Annotated in this window: 15 protein-coding genes; 5 read left to right on the forward strand and 10 right to left on the reverse strand. The window is 60.1% G+C overall.

Going from position 1 to position 17,836, the window contains the following annotated elements; all coding sequences use genetic code 11:
- Positions 1 to 373 precede the first annotated feature (373 nt).
- On the reverse strand, positions 374 to 2,707 hold the full coding sequence (locus tag REA38_RS20285) for a Tex family protein (RefSeq protein WP_033649332.1): 2,334 nt from the start codon (positions 2,705 to 2,707) through the stop codon (positions 374 to 376).
- 157 nt (positions 2,708 to 2,864) lie between these two features.
- The gene (gene greB, locus REA38_RS20290) at positions 2,865 to 3,338 is read right to left on the reverse strand and encodes a transcription elongation factor GreB (protein WP_033636315.1); all 474 of its coding nucleotides are present in this window, start codon (positions 3,336 to 3,338) and stop codon (positions 2,865 to 2,867) included.
- 230 nt (positions 3,339 to 3,568) lie between these two features.
- Here greB and cbpA point away from each other — a divergent pair, with 230 nt between their 5' ends.
- The 4 genes from cbpA (at position 3,569) to envZ (ending at position 7,186) form a co-directional block, all read left to right on the forward strand.
- Positions 3,569 to 4,531 (forward strand): curved DNA-binding protein, encoded by a 963-nt coding sequence (gene cbpA / locus REA38_RS20295; RefSeq protein WP_103773127.1) that lies wholly within the window; start codon positions 3,569 to 3,571, stop codon positions 4,529 to 4,531.
- A 5-nt stretch (positions 4,532 to 4,536) separates the two neighbouring features.
- Positions 4,537 to 4,842 (forward strand): chaperone modulator CbpM, encoded by a 306-nt coding sequence (locus REA38_RS20300; protein ID WP_033636313.1) that lies wholly within the window; start codon positions 4,537 to 4,539, stop codon positions 4,840 to 4,842.
- A 257-nt stretch (positions 4,843 to 5,099) separates the two neighbouring features.
- Positions 5,100 to 5,819, forward strand: a complete 720-nt coding sequence (ompR, locus tag REA38_RS20305; RefSeq protein WP_004709363.1) for a two-component system response regulator OmpR — start codon at positions 5,100 to 5,102, stop codon at positions 5,817 to 5,819.
- Complete coding sequence (gene envZ / locus REA38_RS20310) at positions 5,816 to 7,186, forward strand: two-component system sensor histidine kinase EnvZ (protein WP_033636312.1); 1,371 nt, start codon at positions 5,816 to 5,818, stop codon at positions 7,184 to 7,186. Before ompR ends, envZ begins: the two co-directional genes overlap by 4 nt.
- Before the next feature lie 34 nt (positions 7,187 to 7,220).
- On the opposite strand, the gene REA38_RS20315 is transcribed toward envZ, so the two are convergent.
- The 7 genes from REA38_RS20315 to REA38_RS20345 form a co-directional block, all read right to left on the reverse strand.
- Positions 7,221 to 7,700, reverse strand: a complete 480-nt coding sequence (locus REA38_RS20315; RefSeq protein ID WP_308886528.1) for a type II toxin-antitoxin system VapC family toxin — start codon at positions 7,698 to 7,700, stop codon at positions 7,221 to 7,223.
- Entirely contained in the window at positions 7,697 to 7,960 is a 264-nt protein-coding gene (locus REA38_RS20320) for a plasmid stability protein (RefSeq protein ID WP_004930730.1), read from the reverse strand. Before REA38_RS20320 ends, REA38_RS20315 begins: the two co-directional genes overlap by 4 nt.
- A 126-nt stretch (positions 7,961 to 8,086) precedes the next feature.
- Complete coding sequence (pckA, locus tag REA38_RS20325) at positions 8,087 to 9,706, reverse strand: phosphoenolpyruvate carboxykinase (ATP) (RefSeq protein ID WP_015379308.1); 1,620 nt, start codon at positions 9,704 to 9,706, stop codon at positions 8,087 to 8,089.
- Positions 9,707 to 9,901: 195 nt separating this feature from the next.
- Entirely contained in the window at positions 9,902 to 10,780 is an 879-nt protein-coding gene (hslO, locus tag REA38_RS20330) for an Hsp33 family molecular chaperone HslO (RefSeq protein ID WP_033636310.1), read from the reverse strand.
- Positions 10,781 to 10,805: 25 nt separating this feature from the next.
- A complete protein-coding gene (gene hslR, locus REA38_RS20335; RefSeq protein ID WP_033636309.1) occupies positions 10,806 to 11,213 on the reverse strand; it encodes a ribosome-associated heat shock protein Hsp15 in 408 nt (135 codons plus the stop codon).
- Positions 11,210 to 11,890: a GMP/IMP nucleotidase gene (gene yrfG, locus REA38_RS20340; RefSeq protein ID WP_033636308.1), complete on the reverse strand. Its 681-nt coding sequence runs from the start codon at positions 11,888 to 11,890 to the stop codon at positions 11,210 to 11,212. Before yrfG ends, hslR begins: the two co-directional genes overlap by 4 nt.
- A 98-nt stretch (positions 11,891 to 11,988) precedes the next feature.
- Positions 11,989 to 14,130 (reverse strand): intracellular growth attenuator family protein, encoded by a 2,142-nt coding sequence (locus REA38_RS20345; protein WP_308886529.1) that lies wholly within the window; start codon positions 14,128 to 14,130, stop codon positions 11,989 to 11,991.
- Positions 14,131 to 14,574: 444 nt separating this feature from the next.
- Here REA38_RS20345 and nudE point away from each other — a divergent pair, with 444 nt between their 5' ends.
- On the forward strand, positions 14,575 to 15,129 hold the full coding sequence (gene nudE, locus REA38_RS20350; RefSeq protein WP_033636306.1) for an ADP compounds hydrolase NudE: 555 nt from the start codon (positions 14,575 to 14,577) through the stop codon (positions 15,127 to 15,129).
- A 51-nt stretch (positions 15,130 to 15,180) separates the two neighbouring features.
- Here nudE and mrcA read toward each other — a convergent pair whose 3' ends face one another.
- Positions 15,181 to 17,739 carry a peptidoglycan glycosyltransferase/peptidoglycan DD-transpeptidase MrcA gene (gene mrcA, locus REA38_RS20355; protein ID WP_033654851.1) on the reverse strand — a complete coding sequence of 853 codons (2,559 nt, stop codon included), beginning with the start codon at positions 17,737 to 17,739 and terminating at the stop codon, positions 15,181 to 15,183.
- Between the last annotated feature and the right edge of the window lie 97 nt (positions 17,740 to 17,836).

Genomic DNA, 17,836 nt, shown 5'->3' on the forward strand with positions numbered 1-17,836 from the left:
GCGCTGGGGAACAAATGAGAATGGCGAGTTAAATCAGTTACGTATTTGTAGCCGAGTTTTCTTGTTTGCAAATATAGATGGTTTTTTCCCTTTATTTATTTCCACCGAAAGGCAATTCGATAACATTATTCCGCCATAATGCGAGCGGTAACCATTTGTGTTTCTCTCACAATTCGCGAGATGAAAAATGCGTGTTAACGAAGTTGTTAATAAATGGCTGCAGAAGGGATTGTTGTTGCCTGAATAATGGGAGGGTGGTCACGCAGGCGTGGGAAATAAAAAGATGACGGTTTATTGAGGCGGGTCAAGAAATGCCGCAAGTTTTATTCATCAGAAAGGGGCGGAGCAGGCTCCGCCCCCTGTTGGATCTGACTTAGCGTTTCTTGCCGAATGCCGCCGCCAGCGCGTCGCCCATGGCGCTGTTGCCGGCCGGTGCCGCGTTGCGCGGTTTGGCCTTGTTGCCGCCCGCCGAACGGTTGGCGTGGTCGCGCGTCTGTGCAGGCGCGTTGCCGCCGCGGCGCGGTGAACCTTCGCCCGGCTGCTCATCCAGGCGCATGCTCAGCGCGATGCGTTTACGCTGCAGATCGACTTCCATCACCTTCACTTTGACGATGTCGCCGGCCTTCACCACGGTGTGCGGATCTTCAACGAACTTGTCCGCCAGCGAGGAGATGTGCACCAGGCCATCCTGATGCACGCCGATATCCACGAAGGCGCCGAAGTTGGTGACGTTGGTCACCGAGCCTTCCAGGATCATGCCCACCTGCAGATCGTTGAGGGTTTCCACCCCTTCGGCGAAGGTGGCGGTTTTGAACTCCGGACGTGGATCGCGGCCCGGCTTCTCCAGCTCTTTCAGGATGTCGGTGACCGTCGGCACGCCGAACTTGTCGTCGGTGAAATCGACCGCTTTCAGGCTGCGCACCGCCGAGGCGTTGCCCATCAGGTCCTGCAGCGCCTGCTCGGTGGCGGCCAGGATGCGCTGCACCACCGGGTAGGCTTCCGGGTGAACGGTGGAAGCATCCAGCGGGTTGTCGCCGTGGTTGATGCGCAGGAAGCCGGCGCACTGTTCGAAGGCCTTCGGCCCCAGGCGGCTGACTTTCAGCAGTTGCTCACGGTTGCTGAAGCGGCCGTTCTCGTCGCGCCAGTTGACGATGTTCTGCGCCATCATGCGCGTCAGGCCGGCCACGCGGGTCAGCAACGGCACCGACGCGGTGTTCAGATCGACGCCGACGGCGTTCACGCAGTCTTCCACCACCGAGTCCAGCTTCTTCGCCAGCTGGCTCTGGCTGACGTCGTGTTGATACTGGCCGACGCCGATGGATTTCGGGTCGATTTTCACCAGCTCCGCCAGCGGATCCTGCAGACGACGGGCGATGGACACCGCGCCGCGCAGCGACACGTCGAGATCCGGGAACTCCTGCGCCGCCAGTTCTGACGCGGAATACACCGACGCGCCCGCTTCGCTGACGATCACTTTCTGCGCCCGGACCTCGCCGAACTGCTTTTGCAGGTCGAGATAGAAACGCTCGGTTTCACGCGAAGCGGTGCCGTTGCCGATGGCCACCAGCTCCACGTTGTGTTTGATGCACAGCGCCGCGACGATGGCGGCGGCTTTGGCCGCTTGCCCGGTGTGCGGGTAGACGGTGTCGGTGGCGACCAGCTTGCCGGTCGCGTCGACCACGGCGACTTTCACCCCGGTGCGCAGGCCCGGATCGAGGCCCATGGTGGCGCGCATGCCGGCCGGCGCGGCCATCAGCAGATCATGCATGTTGCGGGCGAAAACGTTGATCGCTTCATCTTCCGCGCGCTCGCGCACCGTGCCCATCAGCTCGGTTTCCAGGTGCAGCAGCACCTTGATGCGCCAGGTCCAGTTGACCACCGCCTTGCGCCAGGCGTCGGCCGGGGCGTTGTTCAGGCGCAGGTTGAGGTGATTGATGATGATCAGCTCCGCCTGGCTTTCGCGCGGCGCTTCCTCAAACTGCGGATCGGCGTTCAGCGCCAGCTGCAGCACACCTTCGTTGCGGCCGCGGAACATCGCCAGCGCGCGGTGCGAAGGCACCTGGGAAATCGGTTCGTGGTGATCGAAATAGTCGCGGAACTTGGCGCCTTCTTCTTCCTTGCCCTCGACCACTTTGGACACCAGATGGGCGTTTTTCCACAGGTAGTCGCGCACCTTGGCCAGCAGCGAGGCATCTTCGGCGAAGCGCTCCATCAGGATATAGCGCGCGCCGTCGAGGGCGGCTTTGACGTCCGCCACGCCCTTGTCGGCGTCGACGTAACGTTCAGCCAGCTGTTCCGGCTGCTGTTGCGGATCCTGCCACAGTGCGTCCGCCAGCGGTTCCAGACCGGCCTCGATGGCGATCTGGCCGCGGGTGCGGCGCTTCGGTTTGTACGGCAGATAGAGGTCTTCGAGTTCGGTCTTGCTCAGCGTGGCGTTGATCGCCCCCGCCAGTTGTTCGGTCAGTTTGCCCTGTTCATCGATCGACTTCAGGATGGTCTGACGACGATCTTCCAGTTCACGCAGATAACCCAGGCGGGTTTCCAGCTGGCGCAGTTGGGTGTCGTCCAGGCCCCCGGTGACTTCCTTACGATAGCGTGCAATAAAGGGCACGGTATTACCTTCATCCAGCAGACGGATGGCGGAGTCGACTTGCTCCGGCCGGGCCTGCAGTTCTGTTGCAATAATGCGGCTCAGTGGGTCATTCATAGGTCTGGTATCTGTATTGAGAACGGTGAATAAACAGGGGACAGTTATACGGATTGATCGGGGAAAATGCCAGTGGAGCGGGCCGCCGCCGCGCGGCCGCCGCGTGGAGAACTGCGCAGGCGGCGGCGTTAGCGGCGGTTCGGAAAAAGCTGAAAGCTTACTTCGGGTAGTCTATCTCGTTAACGTACCACTGCGCCTCGCCCAGCGGCGTATTGACGGTGGCGACGTCGCCGACCTCTTTTTTCAGCAGGGCGCGCGCCATCGGCGCGTCGATGGAGATGTAATCCTTGCGGCCGAAGATCTCGTCGTAACCGACGATGCGAAAGCGTTTGGTCTCGCCGTCGTCGTTCTCCACCTCCACCCAGGCGCCGAAGAACACCTTGCCTTCCTGCTGCGGAGAGTAATCGACGATCTTCAGCTGCTCCAGGCATTTGGTCAGATAGCGGACGCGGCGGTCGATCTCGCGCAGCCGCTTCTTGTTGTACTGGTAGTCGGCGTTTTCGCTTCTGTCGCCCAGGCTGGCGGCCCAGGTCACTTTCTTGGTCACCTCGGGGCGTTCTTCGCGCCAGAGGTAATCCAGCTCTTGCTTGAGCTTGTCATACCCTTCACGGGTTATCAGTTGAGTTCTCATGGTGATTTATCTTTATGGGGCCACCGCCACAGTGTACGTGAATGCGGGGGGCTTTAGAAATGGCGCGCGGGCCTGCGCGTTGCCGCACGGTTGTTATTCAGTTTGCGCAGCTTTTAACAATCGGGAGTATGCTTAGCGATAGCGGAAAAGGAATGTGACGAAAGGAGGATATCTGGCGAGAGAGACAAGGAATTTTGGCGCACAACCCAACACATTGAAGGTATTACCGCATGGAATTTAAAGATTACTACGCAACGATGGGCGTTGAGCCCAACGCCGATCTGAAAACCATCAAAACGGCCTACCGCCGGCTGGCGCGTAAATATCACCCTGACGTGAGCACCGAAGAAGACGCCGAGAGCAAATTCAAGGAGCTGGCCGAAGCCTATGAGGTGCTGAAGGACGAAGAGCGCCGCGCCGAGTACGATCAGGTCCGGCTGCACCGCAACGATCCGAACTTTGGCCGCCAGGCGCGCGGCGATCGCGGCGGCTATCAGCAGAGCGCTTCATGGCACGGCGGCGGCGCCGACGCGCAAGACTTCTCCGATTTCTTCGAAAGCATGTTCGGCGGGCGTGCGGCGGGCGGGCATCGCTCCGCTTCGCACTCGCACGGCGGGCATGGCTTCCGCGGCCAGGATCTGGAGATGGAGGTGCCGCTGTTCCTCGAGGAAACGCTGCATGGCCAAAGCCGCGAGATCTCCTACAAGCTGCCGGTGTACGACGAGCTGGGGCGGCAGGTGAGCGAAGCCAGCAAAACGCTGAACGTGAAAATCCCGGCCGGGGTGGGCGACGGCGAGCGCATTCGCCTCAAGGGGCAGGGCGTGGCCGGCGTGGGCGGCGGCCAGAACGGCGATCTGTATCTGGTCATCCGCCTCGCGCCGCACCCGCTGTTCGAGATTGACGGCCACAACCTGAGCATCGTGGCACCTCTCGCCCCTTGGGAGGCGGCGCTCGGCGCCAGCATTGAGGTGCCGACGCTGACCGGAAAAATCGCGTTGACCGTGCCGGCCGGCAGCCAGAGCGGCAAACGGCTGCGGGTCAAGGGCAAGGGGCTGGCGGGCAAGAAAGAGCCCGGTGACCTGTATGTCATTCTCAAGGTGGTGATGCCGCCGAAGCCGAACGAGAAGGCCAGCGCCCTGTGGCGAGAACTGGCTGAACAGGCGGCGTTCAACCCGCGCGCGGAATGGGAGTAAAGCACATGATGAAGAAAGAGATCACTTTCACCGTGGTGGAACTGTGCCAACGGGTGGAGATTTCAGAGGATGAGCTGGTCGAGATCGTTGGCCTGGGCGTGATCGTGCCGCTGGAGCCGGCGCAGCCGAGCTGGGAGTTCGACTACCCGGCGCTGAGCCATCTGCAGCGTGCGCGCAGGCTGCGGGCCGAGCTGGATCTGGATTGGCCGGGGATCGCCATGGCGCTGACGTTGCTCGATCGGGTTGAGGCGCTGCAGCAAGAGAACCGGCAGCTGCGCCGGCAGCTGGCGCGTTTCCTGCAGACTTCCTGACTCGCCGTCAAAACGCCACCGTGCGGTTTGCCGGTGGCGAAATTGCGTAAAATTGGGCCGCGGCCCCACATTGCGCTGATAAAGGGCGATATTTTGACGAACCCCCGTCGACATTCACTGAAAATTGTTGATAAATGGGGAAAAGAATAAGCTTTGTAACAATTTCGTCTAGAATACATACCATTAAACGCTGTCTCAAATGGCAAGGTTTTCTAACAATATTCGAGTCAGGCAATAAAGCCTTTGGGAGTAATACCATGCAAGAGAATCATAAGATCCTGGTTGTCGATGATGACATGCGCCTGCGCGCACTTTTGGAACGTTATTTAACCGAGCAGGGCTTCCAGGTTCGCAGCGTTGCCAACGCTGAGCAAATGGATCGCTTGCTGACCCGTGAATCCTTCCATTTGATGGTGCTCGATCTGATGTTGCCGGGCGAAGACGGCCTGTCCATCTGCCGCCGCCTGCGCAGCCAGAGCAACCCGATGCCGATCATTATGGTCACCGCCAAAGGTGAAGAGGTTGATCGCATCGTCGGGCTGGAAATCGGCGCCGACGACTACATTCCTAAACCGTTTAACCCGCGTGAGCTGTTGGCTCGCATTCGTGCAGTGCTGCGCCGCCAGGCTAACGAACTGCCGGGCGCGCCTTCGCAGGAAGAAGCGGTGATCGCGTTCGGCAAATTCAAACTGAACCTCGGCACCCGCGAGATGTTCCGCGAAGACGAACCGATGCCGTTGACCAGCGGCGAGTTCGCGGTACTGAAGGCGCTGGTCAGCCACCCGCGTGAACCGCTGTCGCGCGATAAGCTGATGAACCTGGCGCGTGGCCGCGAATACAGCGCCATGGAGCGCTCCATCGACGTGCAGATCTCTCGCCTGCGCCGCATGGTGGAAGAAGATCCGGCGCATCCGCGTTATATCCAGACCGTTTGGGGTCTCGGCTACGTGTTCGTCCCGGACGGCAGCAAGGCATGAGGCGATTGCGCTTTTCACCGCGTAGCTCGTTTGCCCGAACCCTGTTGTTGATCGTCACCCTGCTGTTCGTCAGCCTGGTGACGACCTATCTGGTGGTGCTGAACTTCGCCATCCTGCCCAGCCTGCAGCAGTTCAACAAGGTATTGGCCTACGAAGTGCGTATGCTGATGACCGATCGGCTGCAGCTGGAGGACGGCACGCTGCTGGAAGTGCCGCCGGCGTTCCGCCGCGAGATCTACCGCGAACTGGGCATCTCTCTCTACACCAACTCGGCGGCGGAGGAGAGCGGCCTGCGCTGGGCGCAGCACTACCAGTTCCTCAGCCAGCAGATGGCGCAGCAGCTCGGCGGGCCGACCGATGTGCGGGTGGAGGTGAACAAGAACTCCCCGGTGGTGTGGCTGAAAACCTGGCTGCAGCCCGATATCTGGGTGCGCGTGCCGCTGACGGAAATCCACCAGGGCGACTTCTCTCCGCTGTTCCGCTATACGTTGGCGATCATGCTGCTGGCGATCGGCGGCGCCTGGCTGTTTATCCGCATTCAAAACCGCCCGCTGGTGGAGCTGGAACATGCGGCGCTGCAGGTGGGCAAGGGGATTATTCCGCCGCCGCTGCGCGAGTATGGCGCTTCCGAAGTGCGATCGGTGACTCGCGCATTCAATCAGATGGCGTCGGGCGTCAAGCAGCTGGCGGATGACCGCACCTTGCTGATGGCCGGGGTCAGCCACGATCTGCGCACGCCGTTGACGCGTATCCGGCTGGCGACGGAGATGATGAGCGCCGAAGACGGCTATCTGGCCGAGTCGATCAATAAAGACATCGAAGAGTGCAACGCCATCATCGAGCAGTTCATCGATTATCTGCGCACCGGGCAGGAGATGCCGACCGAAAGCAGCGATCTGAACGCCATTTTGGGCGAGGTGGTCGCGGCGGAAAGCGGCTATGAGCGGGTGATTGAAACCGCGCTGTCGCCGGGTGAGCTGATGATGAACGTGCACCCGCTGTCGATTAAGAGGGCTGCGGTGAACATGGTGGTGAACGCGGCGCGTTACGGCAACGGCTGGATCAAGGTCAGCAGCGGCCGCGAGCTGCAGCGCGGCTGGTTCCAGGTGGAAGACGACGGCCCGGGCATCAAGCCGGAAGAGTTGAAGCACCTGCTGCAGCCGTTCGTCCGCGGTGACAGCGCGCGCAGCACCAGCGGCACCGGTCTGGGGCTGGCGATCGTGCAGCGTATTATCGATGCGCACGACGGTGAGTTGGAAATCGGCACCAGCGAACGCGGCGGGCTCTTGATCCGCGCGTATATTCCGTTGCCGATGGAGAAAAAAGAGTCGGCCAACGGCCATCAAACCGCCAGGGAAAACGCCTGACGCGCTTGGCGCGGGCCGCGTCGTTGCGGCCCCGTCAGGACTTCCTGCTCATCACGTAGTATTCCGCCGCATCCTCATGCAACCGACGGCCGGTCGGCGCCTGCCACGGATCGATTAACTCGATGCCGCAGTGGAGGAAGTCTTTGGTGTTGCGGGTGGCCAGGGCGGCGCCGTAATGCAGGCAGGTGGCGGCGATTTGGGCATCCGGCACGCTCATCGCTTTACCCAGAAGCCGATTCCTTGCCGTCAATTCCGCGTATTGCATCGCGCACAGCCCATCAAACGGCAATATCTGCCCCTCGAACTTCAATTCAAGAGCGTCCGCCAATTTGAGCTTGAGATCCCGCTGGCGCTTGCCGTCAGGCATGAAGGCGACGCCGCTGAACAGTTCGGCCAGGACAATGGCGCTCAGATAGAGATCGTCATTGTCCTTTTCATTTAGCCAGTTAATGACGTTGTAGTACGGGCTGGGGCGCAGCGTTTCTGAAATGACGTTGGTGTCGAGAATGATCATGCGTTGTCATCTTCATCATCAAAGGTGACGATGCGTGGTGGCACGGCGTCACGCGGTGGGATCTCCAGCTCGACGCCGCCAAATTCGGCGAAGTGCTGATGCATCCAGGTACCCAATCCATAGCGCGGCGGCTTTTTCACCAGCGCCTGTTTCAGGATCATGCGCGCTTCCTCTTCCATGGAATGGCCGTTTTTCGCCGCTGAAATACGCAGCAGCTCTTTGATTTCGTCGTCCAGATTTCTGACGGTGATAGTAGCCATTGAAACCTCCTTTGCTATCAATGATTGCATTGACTTATTTTCTCGCCTTGCTGGTTAAAAAGCAATCGCTGAAAATAAAAAAAGGCGCGGGATCCGCGCCTTAGCTGAAGAGGTAACGCTACCGAATTACAGCTTAGGGCCGGCGCTGACCAGCGCGGCGCCCGCAGGCGTGTCGGTGTATTTGTCGAAGTTGGTGATGAAGCGCTCGGCCAGATCCTGCGCTTTTTCCTGCCACTGCTCGAGGCTGGCGTAGGTATTGCGCGGATCGAGGATCTCCGGGTTCACGCCCGGCAGCGCGGTCGGCATCGCCAGATCGAAGATCGGCAGGGTGACGGTTTCCGCCTTGTCGATTTCACCGCTCAGGATGGCGTCGATGATGCCGCGCGTATCTTTGATCGAGATGCGCTTGCCGGTACCGTTCCAGCCGGTGTTGACCAGGTAAGCCTGGGCGCCGGCGGCCTGCATGCGTTTCACCAGCACTTCGGCGTACTGCGTCGGGTGCAGCGACAGGAACGCGGCGCCGAAGCAGGCGGAGAAGGTTGGCGTCGGTTCGGTGACGCCGCGCTCGGTGCCGGCCAGTTTGGCGGTGAAGCCGGACAGGAAGTGGTACTGAGTCTGGTTGGCGGTCAGGCGCGATACCGGCGGCAGCACGCCGAAAGCGTCGGCGGTCAGGAAGATCACCTTGGTGGCGTGACCCGCCTTGGACACCGGCTTGACGATGTTCTGGATATGGTAGATCGGGTAAGAAACGCGGGTGTTCTCGGTTTTCGAACCGTCGTTGAAGTCGATGCTGCCGTCGGCCAGCACGGTGACGTTTTCCAGCAGCGCGTCGCGTTTGATGGCGTGGTAGATGTCCGGCTCGGCTTCTTCAGACAGCTTGATGGTCTTGGCGTAGCAGCCGCCTTCGAAGTTGAACACGCCGTCGTCGTCCCAGCCGTGCTCGTCATCGCCGATCAGCTGACGCTTAGGATCGGTGGAGAGGGTGGTTTTGCCGGTGCCGGACAGGCCGAAGAACACCGCCACGTCGCCTTTCTCGCCCACGTTGGCCGAGCAGTGCATTGAGGCGATGCCTTTCAGCGGCAGCAGGTAGTTCATCATCGAGAACATGCCTTTCTTCATTTCGCCGCCGTACCAGGTGCCGCCGATCAGCTGCATGCGCTCGGTCAGGTTGAAGGCGACGAAGTTCTCCGAGTTCAAGCCTTGCTGCTGCCAGTTCGGGTTGGTGCATTTGGCGCCGTTCATCACCACGAAGTCCGGCTCGAAGTCAGCCAGCTCTTCGTCGCTCGGGCGGATGAACATGTTTTTCACGAAGTGCGCCTGCCAGGCCACCTCGGTGATGAAGCGCACTTTCAGGCGCGAGTCGGCGTTGGCGCCGCAGAAGGTATCCACCACGAACAGGCGCTTGCCGGAAAGCTGTTCGGTGACCAGGTGTTTCAGATCGGCCCACACTTCCGGGCTGAGGGGTTTGTTGTCGTTTTTGCCTTTGCCCTGATCGGCCCACCACACGGTATCGCGGGTGATGTCGTCGCGGACGATGTATTTGTCTTTCGGCGAGCGGCCGGTGAAGATGCCGGTATCGACGGAGACGGCACCCAGCTTGGTGACTACCCCACGCTCAAAACCTTCCAGAGATGGGTCTGTTTCTTCCTTAAACAGCAGTTCATAGCTCGGGTTGTGAACGATTTCGCTAACGTCGTGAATGCCGTAAGCGGCCAGATCCTGAGGGGTTATACCTTTAACGCGCATGTTACTACTCCTTGGTCACAGAATTTCTGGCGGCAATTGTAGGGATCTAACGGTGCGTAACAGCGATGGGTATCAAATATTTAACGTTTTAGGCGGTATTTCGTTACGATCTGAGAGATAGCACACGGAAAAAAGCAAACGTGCAAACGGCGGGCGTTGGCGGGCGCCGGGCGCGCCCGCCGAAGGGGGTATAACTTAGTGCAACCTGTCGCTTTCGCCGGTATTACCCGCATACAAGGCGGCAACATCAACCGGGTCAAAGACATAGTGGCTGCCACAGTAGTCGCAGTGCATGTCGATATTGCCGTCCTGCTCCAGCATGTCCGCCACTTCATCGGTCGGCAGGGTCAGCAGTGCGTCGGCGCAACGCTGGCGTGAACAGGTGCAACGGAACTGCACGTCCTGCGGTTCGTACAGGGTGACTTCTTCCTGGTGATACAGGCGGTACAGCACTTCGTTGGCCGGCAGGCCGAACAGCTCTTCGCTTTTTACCGTGTTGGTCAGTTGCACCAGATGATCGAAATCATCGAGGTTGCCGTCCTGCGCCGGCAGCACCTGCAGCAGCATACCGGCCGCTGCGGCGTGGCCTTCCGCTTCGCCGGTGCGGATGAACAGGCGGGTTGGCAGCTGTTCGGACTGGCGGAAGTAGGCTTCCAGGCACTCGGCCAGGGTTTCACCTTCCAGGCCGACCACGCCCTGATAGCGCTCGCCTTCCGTCGGGGAAATGGTGATGACCATGACGCCGTTGCCGATCATCTGATGCAGGGTGCTGTCGTCGGCGATAGGCGCCTGGGTGCGCGCAACGCCGCGCATCTCCTGGCGGTTGTTGCCGTTGATCACCGCCAGCTTCAGCGGGCCGTCGCCCTGCAGCTGCACGGTGATGTCGCCGTCGAACTTCAGGGTCGCGGTCAGCAGACTGGTGGCGACCAGCAGCTCGCCCAGCAGCTTTTGCACCGGCGCCGGGTAGTCGTGATTATTCAGGATCTGCTGATAGGTTTCGCTGACGGTAACCAGCTCGCCGCGCACCGCGTAGTTTTCAAACAGGTAACGGTGCAATTGGTCATGGTTGGACATAATCTTCTCTCATTGCGGTGAGGGGTTATTCCGGCTCACCAAATTTAAATTTCATCAGGTCGCGCCGCTCCTTTTTGTCCGGACGGCGGTCCGGATGCGGCATGGTCAACGCGTTCATCTTGCGCGCCAGCGCCATTTTTTCGCGGTTGGCGATGCTGGCTTCGGTTTCCTGATACATTTGCTGCGCCTCGCCGGCGCCGCGGCGTTGGCTGCTCAGCGCCAGCACGATCACGGTTCGTTCTTCGTTGCCCTGCCGCAGCTTGAGCTCGGCGTTGAGTTCGACAATCTTGCTCGGCTTGCCGCGCTGGCCGTTGTAATGCACCTTGCCGCCGTCGATCATTTCGCGCGCCAGCGCGCGGGTCTTGTAGAAGCGTGCGGCCCACAGCCACTTGTCCAGCCGGACCGCGTCGTCGCGCGTCGCTTTTTCCTTCATGCTTCCCCCTTGGCCAGCGCCGGTATCAGCAGGCGATAGTCGCGCATCGACGGATGGCGCTGGAAGCTTTTTTCCGCCGTGCTGGAGTCCGGGTTTTGCACGCCCAGGCAGTAACGAATGCCGAAAGCGCGCGCCGCGTCGAGGATCGGCTCGCCGTCGTCGACGAACAGCGTGCGCTGCGGATTGAATCCGGTGTGCTGCTGCACCGCCTGCCACAGACGCTGATCTTCTTTCGGATAACCAAATGTGTGGGTGGAAAACAATAAATCAAGGTGCCGATCGAGGCCGGTATGTTCGATTTTCACCGCCAGGCTGTGCGGATGCGCATTGGTCAGCAAAATGGTTTGCAGGCCGGCGTCGCGCAGTGCCTGTAAAAACGGCTCGGTGTCTTCGCGTAGCCGGGCGCGGCTGCCCACTTCGCTGGTCATGCGGTAGATATCCAGATCCAACCGCTCGCTCCAGTAATCGAAGCAATACCAGTTCATGGTGTGCTGCACCGCCTGATATTCCCGCTCAATGATATTGCGGGCTTCGTCGAACGGAATGGCGCGCCTTTCGCTCAGCGCCTGCGGCACCAGGCTGAGCCAAAAGTGGCTGTCGAACTCAAGATCCAGCAAGGTGCCGTCCATATCCAGCAGCACGGTATCGATCTGCGGCCAATCAAACTCGGGAACCATAAAAACTCCACGGGCGGACCGACGGGCGGTCCGCAGATGAGAATAATAGCGTTAGCGTAGCATAAGCAGATGACAGGGCGGAGGCCCCGACGCCAGGTTCAGGCCATCGGCCGCATCGACATCGGATTGAGCTGCGGATTGAAGCAGCTGTCGTAGTAACGCTGGATATCGGCGACGCGGTGCTGATTGATGCGCCGACGCTGCACCAGCCGCCAGGCGTTATAGCCCAGGCTGATGACTACCGCCAGCAACAGCAGGCTGGTACCGAGGTAGCGCCACAGGGTGATCATGTCCGGTTCGCTGTGCAGCGCCACGTGGCGGGTGCCGTTGGCGTCGACGCTGAGGCTGGTGATCACCCCCTGCGCATGGAACGGGGTATGCAGCAGCAGGGTGGAAAGGCGCTGCAGCTCATTCCACTGGTCGAGGGCGTTGTATTCGCTCTGCGGCGCCGAGGATTGCGGATGGCTGACCAGCTGGCGGCCTTCGTCGCTGCGGATCAGGAAACCGCCCGGCGGCGGGCTGTTGAGCGCCGCGGCGGCCAGACGCGTTTCATTGAAGATGAACGACGACGTGGCCACTTTGGTCAGGCTGTCCAGCGATTCGGCACTCACCGGGCGCAGCAGCACGTTGACGCCTTGCAGCGCGCCGGATCTGGCGCGTTTCACCAGGCCGCTCCAGTTTTTGGCGTTACCCAGGTTGACCAGGGCGTTTTTCAACCGCACGCAGTCGTTTTCTGCCTGACACAAATCCTGTGTTTTCAGAACGATATCAGAGAAGTCATCCAACAGGATCATGCCGGATTTCTCAATGGCGCTGGCCAACTGCGGGTTGACCTTCTGATCGGCGCCGCTCGGATGCAGCTGGCTGTTGACCGTAGCCAGCAGGGCCGTCGCTTTGTCTATGACTTCCGATTCCGATTCCGGCTGCGGCAGCGGGGCGGCGTTGTTCCAATAAATGCCGGAGCAGTCGAACGGCGCGAAATTGGCGGCGCCGCCACCGTTGGCCGGCGGCGGCACATAGCACATGCCGCTGCCGCGCACTTTCAGCGTGTCGCCGATGCGCAGCGGCGTGGCCTCCAGCGCCTGTACGCTGGTCACTTCCACTTTTTGCGCGCCCTGCAGCCAGGCCATGCTGAGGGTCAGCGGCAGGTTGAGCGGGATATAGATCAGCAGCAACAGCAGCACCAGCGCCGAGCTGGCGACCAGCACCGCGTTGCGGCCCCACTGCTGCAGCGGGAAGTTCTTCACTTCGTCATGCAGCGAGAGGAAGCACCCCTGGCGCACCACCTGCCGATTGAGGTAGACGTCCACGTCGGTGGTCTTGCCCAGGTCCTGCGTCAGGTAAGGCTGCCAATGCGGCGGGTAGATAAGATCGATGATGCCGAGCGAAATGTTGCTGATCTGCCCCTGGCCGGATTCGCCGAACAGGCCCCAGCGCTTCGGCGTACCGCGCAGACAGTGGATCTCCTTCAGCTCGCGTGAGGCCGGGCGACGGAACAGATTCCAGCATCCCCAGGCGATCATCAGCACCGCCACGAAAATCATCCAGGGGATCACCAGCACCGGGCTTATCAGGCTGAAGAACAGCAGCAGCAGCGCAACGGAGATGATAACGGCTTCACGGATGCCGTTCGGCCGGTTCAGCGCATGCTCTTCCGGCGTTTCCTTGCGAATATTGACCAGCTCGACATGCTCGCTCTCCTCCTTGCGGATGGACGCGTTTTTGGTCGGCGCGGCGGTTACCACCGGCGGCTGCGGCCGGTCGTGAATATGATCTTTCAGCGAATGCCCGTTGAGCGAAATCACCAGCGGCAGCGTCTGGGTTCTGATCACTTCCACATGGTTGTCGGCGGTGATATAGGGCTCCCAGAACGGCGGCAGATGCACCTCTTCAGCGTCGAGGTAATAGCGCCATTTATTGGGATCGTCGCTGGCCAGCCCGTAGCGGGTGATGGCGTGCGTGACGGGATAAACGTTATCGCTTTGCGGGGTGAGCGCCAGCTTGGCCATGGGCAGCGTAGCGCCGCCGCCGGGCAACAGTTTGTTGCTCAGCTTGTTTTGCTGATTGAGGTAGAATTCGACCGCGGCGCGCTCTTCGTCGGTCAGCTTGCGGTGGGCTGGTTTGATAAACGGCAGCGCGTGCGCCAGCGCCGACGGGTTGCGGGCCTTGAACCACAGGTACAGACCGGCGGCAATCAGACAGACAAGCACTAAGGCCAATATCAACACTATTGTGCTCATGCAATCCCCATCTCACACCGTGAATTTCGCCAACCTGATGAAAAGCTGAATATTATACGGAGTAAACCGCCAGGAGGCACCCAGAACTAATGAGGGAACAAACAGATTCTCGCTCTGGATCTCATTCCTTCATGACGCAAGGCCATTTTATCACTGATTCTTGCCTGCGTGATACTAGCAACCGGCCTCTGTCGTCGATATCGGCATTATCCTATTTTCTTGCACGCTGTTTGCTGAATCAGTACGGAAAATCGCCGGCCGCTGGCTACGCTTGTTAAAAGAAAGTAAATTACTGCTCATGCGCGTTGCAGCGGAGCTTGCCCTTAACGCACAATGTGATCAGGATCGAATTTGGTCAGCGTTTGAGCGCCTACGAGCCGTGCGTTACGCCAATCATTATTTCGGTTGCCCCGTCCACGTCTGGGTAACCTTTTTGAGGCAATCATGGATAAACACCTGCAAAAACCTAAAATTCTGAAAGTGGAAACCGTCGCGCGTTCGCGTTTGTTCAACGTCGAGTCGGTCGATTTGGAATTCAGCAACGGGGTTCGGCGGGTGTATGAGCGCATGCGGCCTTCGGATCGCGAAGCGGTGATGATCGTGCCGGTGATTGGCGATGATCTGCTGCTGATCCGCGAATATGCGGTGGGCACCGAATCCTATGAGCTGGGGTTCCCGAAAGGGCTGATTGATCCCGGTGAGGGCGTGCTGGAGGCGGCCAACCGCGAGCTGATGGAAGAGGTGGGATTCGGCGCGAAGCGCTTTGATTTTCTCAGCAAGCTGACGATGGCGCCATCCTACTTTTCCAGCAAAATGAATATCGTGCTGGCGCACGATCTCTATCCGCAGAGCCTGGAAGGGGATGAACCAGAGCCCCTGCCGCAGGTGCGCTGGCCGATCGCCAACATGATGGCGCTGCTGGCGGAACCGGATTTCCGTGAGGCGCGCAACGTCAGCGCGCTGTTCCTCTCCGAGGCGTTTTTGCGCGCATCGCGCTGATACGCTTCGCGCCGAACAAAAAAAGGGCCAGATTTCTCTGGCCCTTTTCGATCAGAACAGCTCGTGGCTTTCACCGCCCGGATCGGTCAACGTGGTGCCGGTATCGCGCGATGGGTAGTCCGTCGGCTGAGTTCCTTCGATGAAGTACTCGGAACGGCTGCCGCCGCCACCGCCAGAGAGCTTACCGCTGCTCTTGTCGATGGTGACGCTGATGATGCCCGGCGGCGGCGTGACTTTCTGCTCCGGGATGCCTTCCAGCGCGGTCTTCATGAAGTCGTCCCACGCCGGCTGGGCGCTCTTGGCACCGCCTTCGCCGCCGGAAATCTGATCCGGGATGGCGCCGGATACCGTCGACCGGCCCAGATCGCGGCGGTGATCGTCGAAACCGATCCACACCGAGGTCACGGTATCCGGGCCATAGCCGGAGAACCAGGCGTCCTTGGAACTGTTGGTGGTACCGGTTTTGCCGCCGATGTCATGACGCTTCAGATCGCGCCCGGCGCGCCAGGCGGTACCCATCCAACCCGGTTCGCCGAAGATGTTGCTGTTCAGCGCGTCGTGGATCAAGAAGGCCAGCTGTGTGCTGATGACGTGCGGCGCATACTGTTGGTCGCCATCCTGCTGTACCTGAGCCGGGGTGACCTGCTCCAGCTGCGGCATCGGCACCGTGCTGTTGTTGCCTTCCTGCGAGGTGGCGACGTTTTCGATGTTGTCGTCGGACAGCACCGCCGAGCGGTGGGTATCGCCGTAGATCACCGGCAGGTTGCAACTGCTGCACACCACTTTCGGTTTGGCTTCGAACACCGTATTGCCGTTGTCATCTTCAATTTTGGTGATGAAGTACGGATCGACCAGGTAACCGCCGTTCGCCAGCACCGCGTAGCCGCGCACCAGCTGCATCGGGGTGAAGGAGGCGGAACCCAGCGCCAGCGATTCGGTATGCACGATATTCTGCGCCGGGAAGCCGAAGCGCTGCAGATATTCCGCCGCGTAGTCGACGCCCATCGCGCGCATCGCGCGCACCATCACTACGTTCTTCGATTGCCCCAGCCCCTGCCGCAGACGAATCGGGCCGTCGTAGGTCGGCGGCGAGTTCTTCGGCCGCCAGTCGGTGCCGGCGCCGGCATCCCAACGGGTGATCGGCAAGTCGTTCAGGATGGTGGCCAGCGTCAGGCCTTTATCCATCGCGGCGGTGTACAGGAACGGTTTGATGTTCGAACCTACCTGGCGCAGTGCCTGCGTGACGCGGTTGAATTTGCTCTGGTTGAAATCGAAACCGCCGACCAGCGCTTTCACCGCGCCGTCGTTCGGGTTGATCGAGACCAGCGCCGAGTTGACATCCGGCACCTGCGACAGCCACCAGGCGTCGTTCACTTTGCGCACCCACACCTGCTGGCCGGCCTGCACCACGTCGGTGACGCGTTTCGGCGTTGGGCCTTGCTGAGTGTCTGAGCGATATGGCCGCGCCCAGCGCATGGTCGCCATCGGCAGGGCAATGCTGCTGCCGTCGGCCAGCATCGCCGTCGCTTCCTGCGGGTTGGCGGCGGTAATCACCGCCGGCGCCAGCGGGCCGTAGTTCGGCAGGTTTTTCAGCGAATCGACAATCTGTTTGCGATCCCAGGCCGCTTCGCCGACTTTCCACAACACGTTGGACGGGCCGCGATAGCCGTGGCGCATGTCATAGGCCAGCACGTTGTTGCGCACCGATTCCTGCGCCGCCAGCTGCAGCCGTTTGGTGACGGTGGTGTAAACCTTGTAACCGTCGGTATAGGCGTTTTCACCGTAGCGCTTGATCATCTCCTGACGCACCATCTCGGAGAGATACGGCGCGGAGAAGCTGATTTCCGGCGCATGGTAATTGGCGACCAGATCTTCGGAACGCGCCTGATCGTACTGCGCCTGCGTGATGTAGTGTTCGTCCAGCATGCGCGACAGCACCACGTTGCGACGGGCAACGGCGCGATCGTGCGAATAGAGCGGGTTGAAGGTGGACGGCGCTTTCGGCAGGCCGGCGATGGTCGCCATTTCGCTCAGGGTCAGCTGGCTGACGTCTTTGCCGAAATAGACCTGCGCGGCGGCGCCCACGCCGTAGGCGCGGTAACCCAGATAGATCTTGTTCAGATACAGCTCAAGGATTTCATCTTTGGTGAGCATCTGCTCGATGCGCACCGCCAGGAAAGCTTCCTTGATTTTACGCATCAGGGTGCGTTCCGGGCTTAAGAAGAAGTTACGCGCCAGCTGTTGGGTAATGGTACTGGCCCCCTGTGAAGCGTGGCCGGAGACCAGCGCGATGGAGGCGGCGCGGAAGATGCCGACCGGATCGACGCCGTGGTGATCATAGAAGCGGCTGTCTTCGGTGGCGATGAATGCGTGCACCATCACCGGCGGAATTTGATCCAGTTTCAGCGGAATGCGGCGCTTCTCGCCGTATTGGGCGATCAGTTCGCCATCGGCGCTGTAGACCTGCATCGGTATCTGCAGCCGCACATCTTTCAGCGTTGCAACGTCGGGCAGCTGTGGCTCGACATATTTGTACAAGCCAAAAATCGAGGCTGCTCCCAGCACGATGCAACATACTGCAAGGATTAGAAAATACTTTACGAACTTCACCTGAGATTTCCCATTTCTAAGTCATTTGGGCAGTTTATAAACAACCGCGCGGTAGTATAAAGGCAAGCCTGCGACATGGATATGTTCTTTTATCATC

Source organism: Serratia sp. MF1(2023) (genome assembly GCF_030954545.1).
In the GTDB taxonomy this organism is placed as follows: domain Bacteria; phylum Pseudomonadota; class Gammaproteobacteria; order Enterobacterales; family Enterobacteriaceae; genus Serratia; species Serratia sarumanii.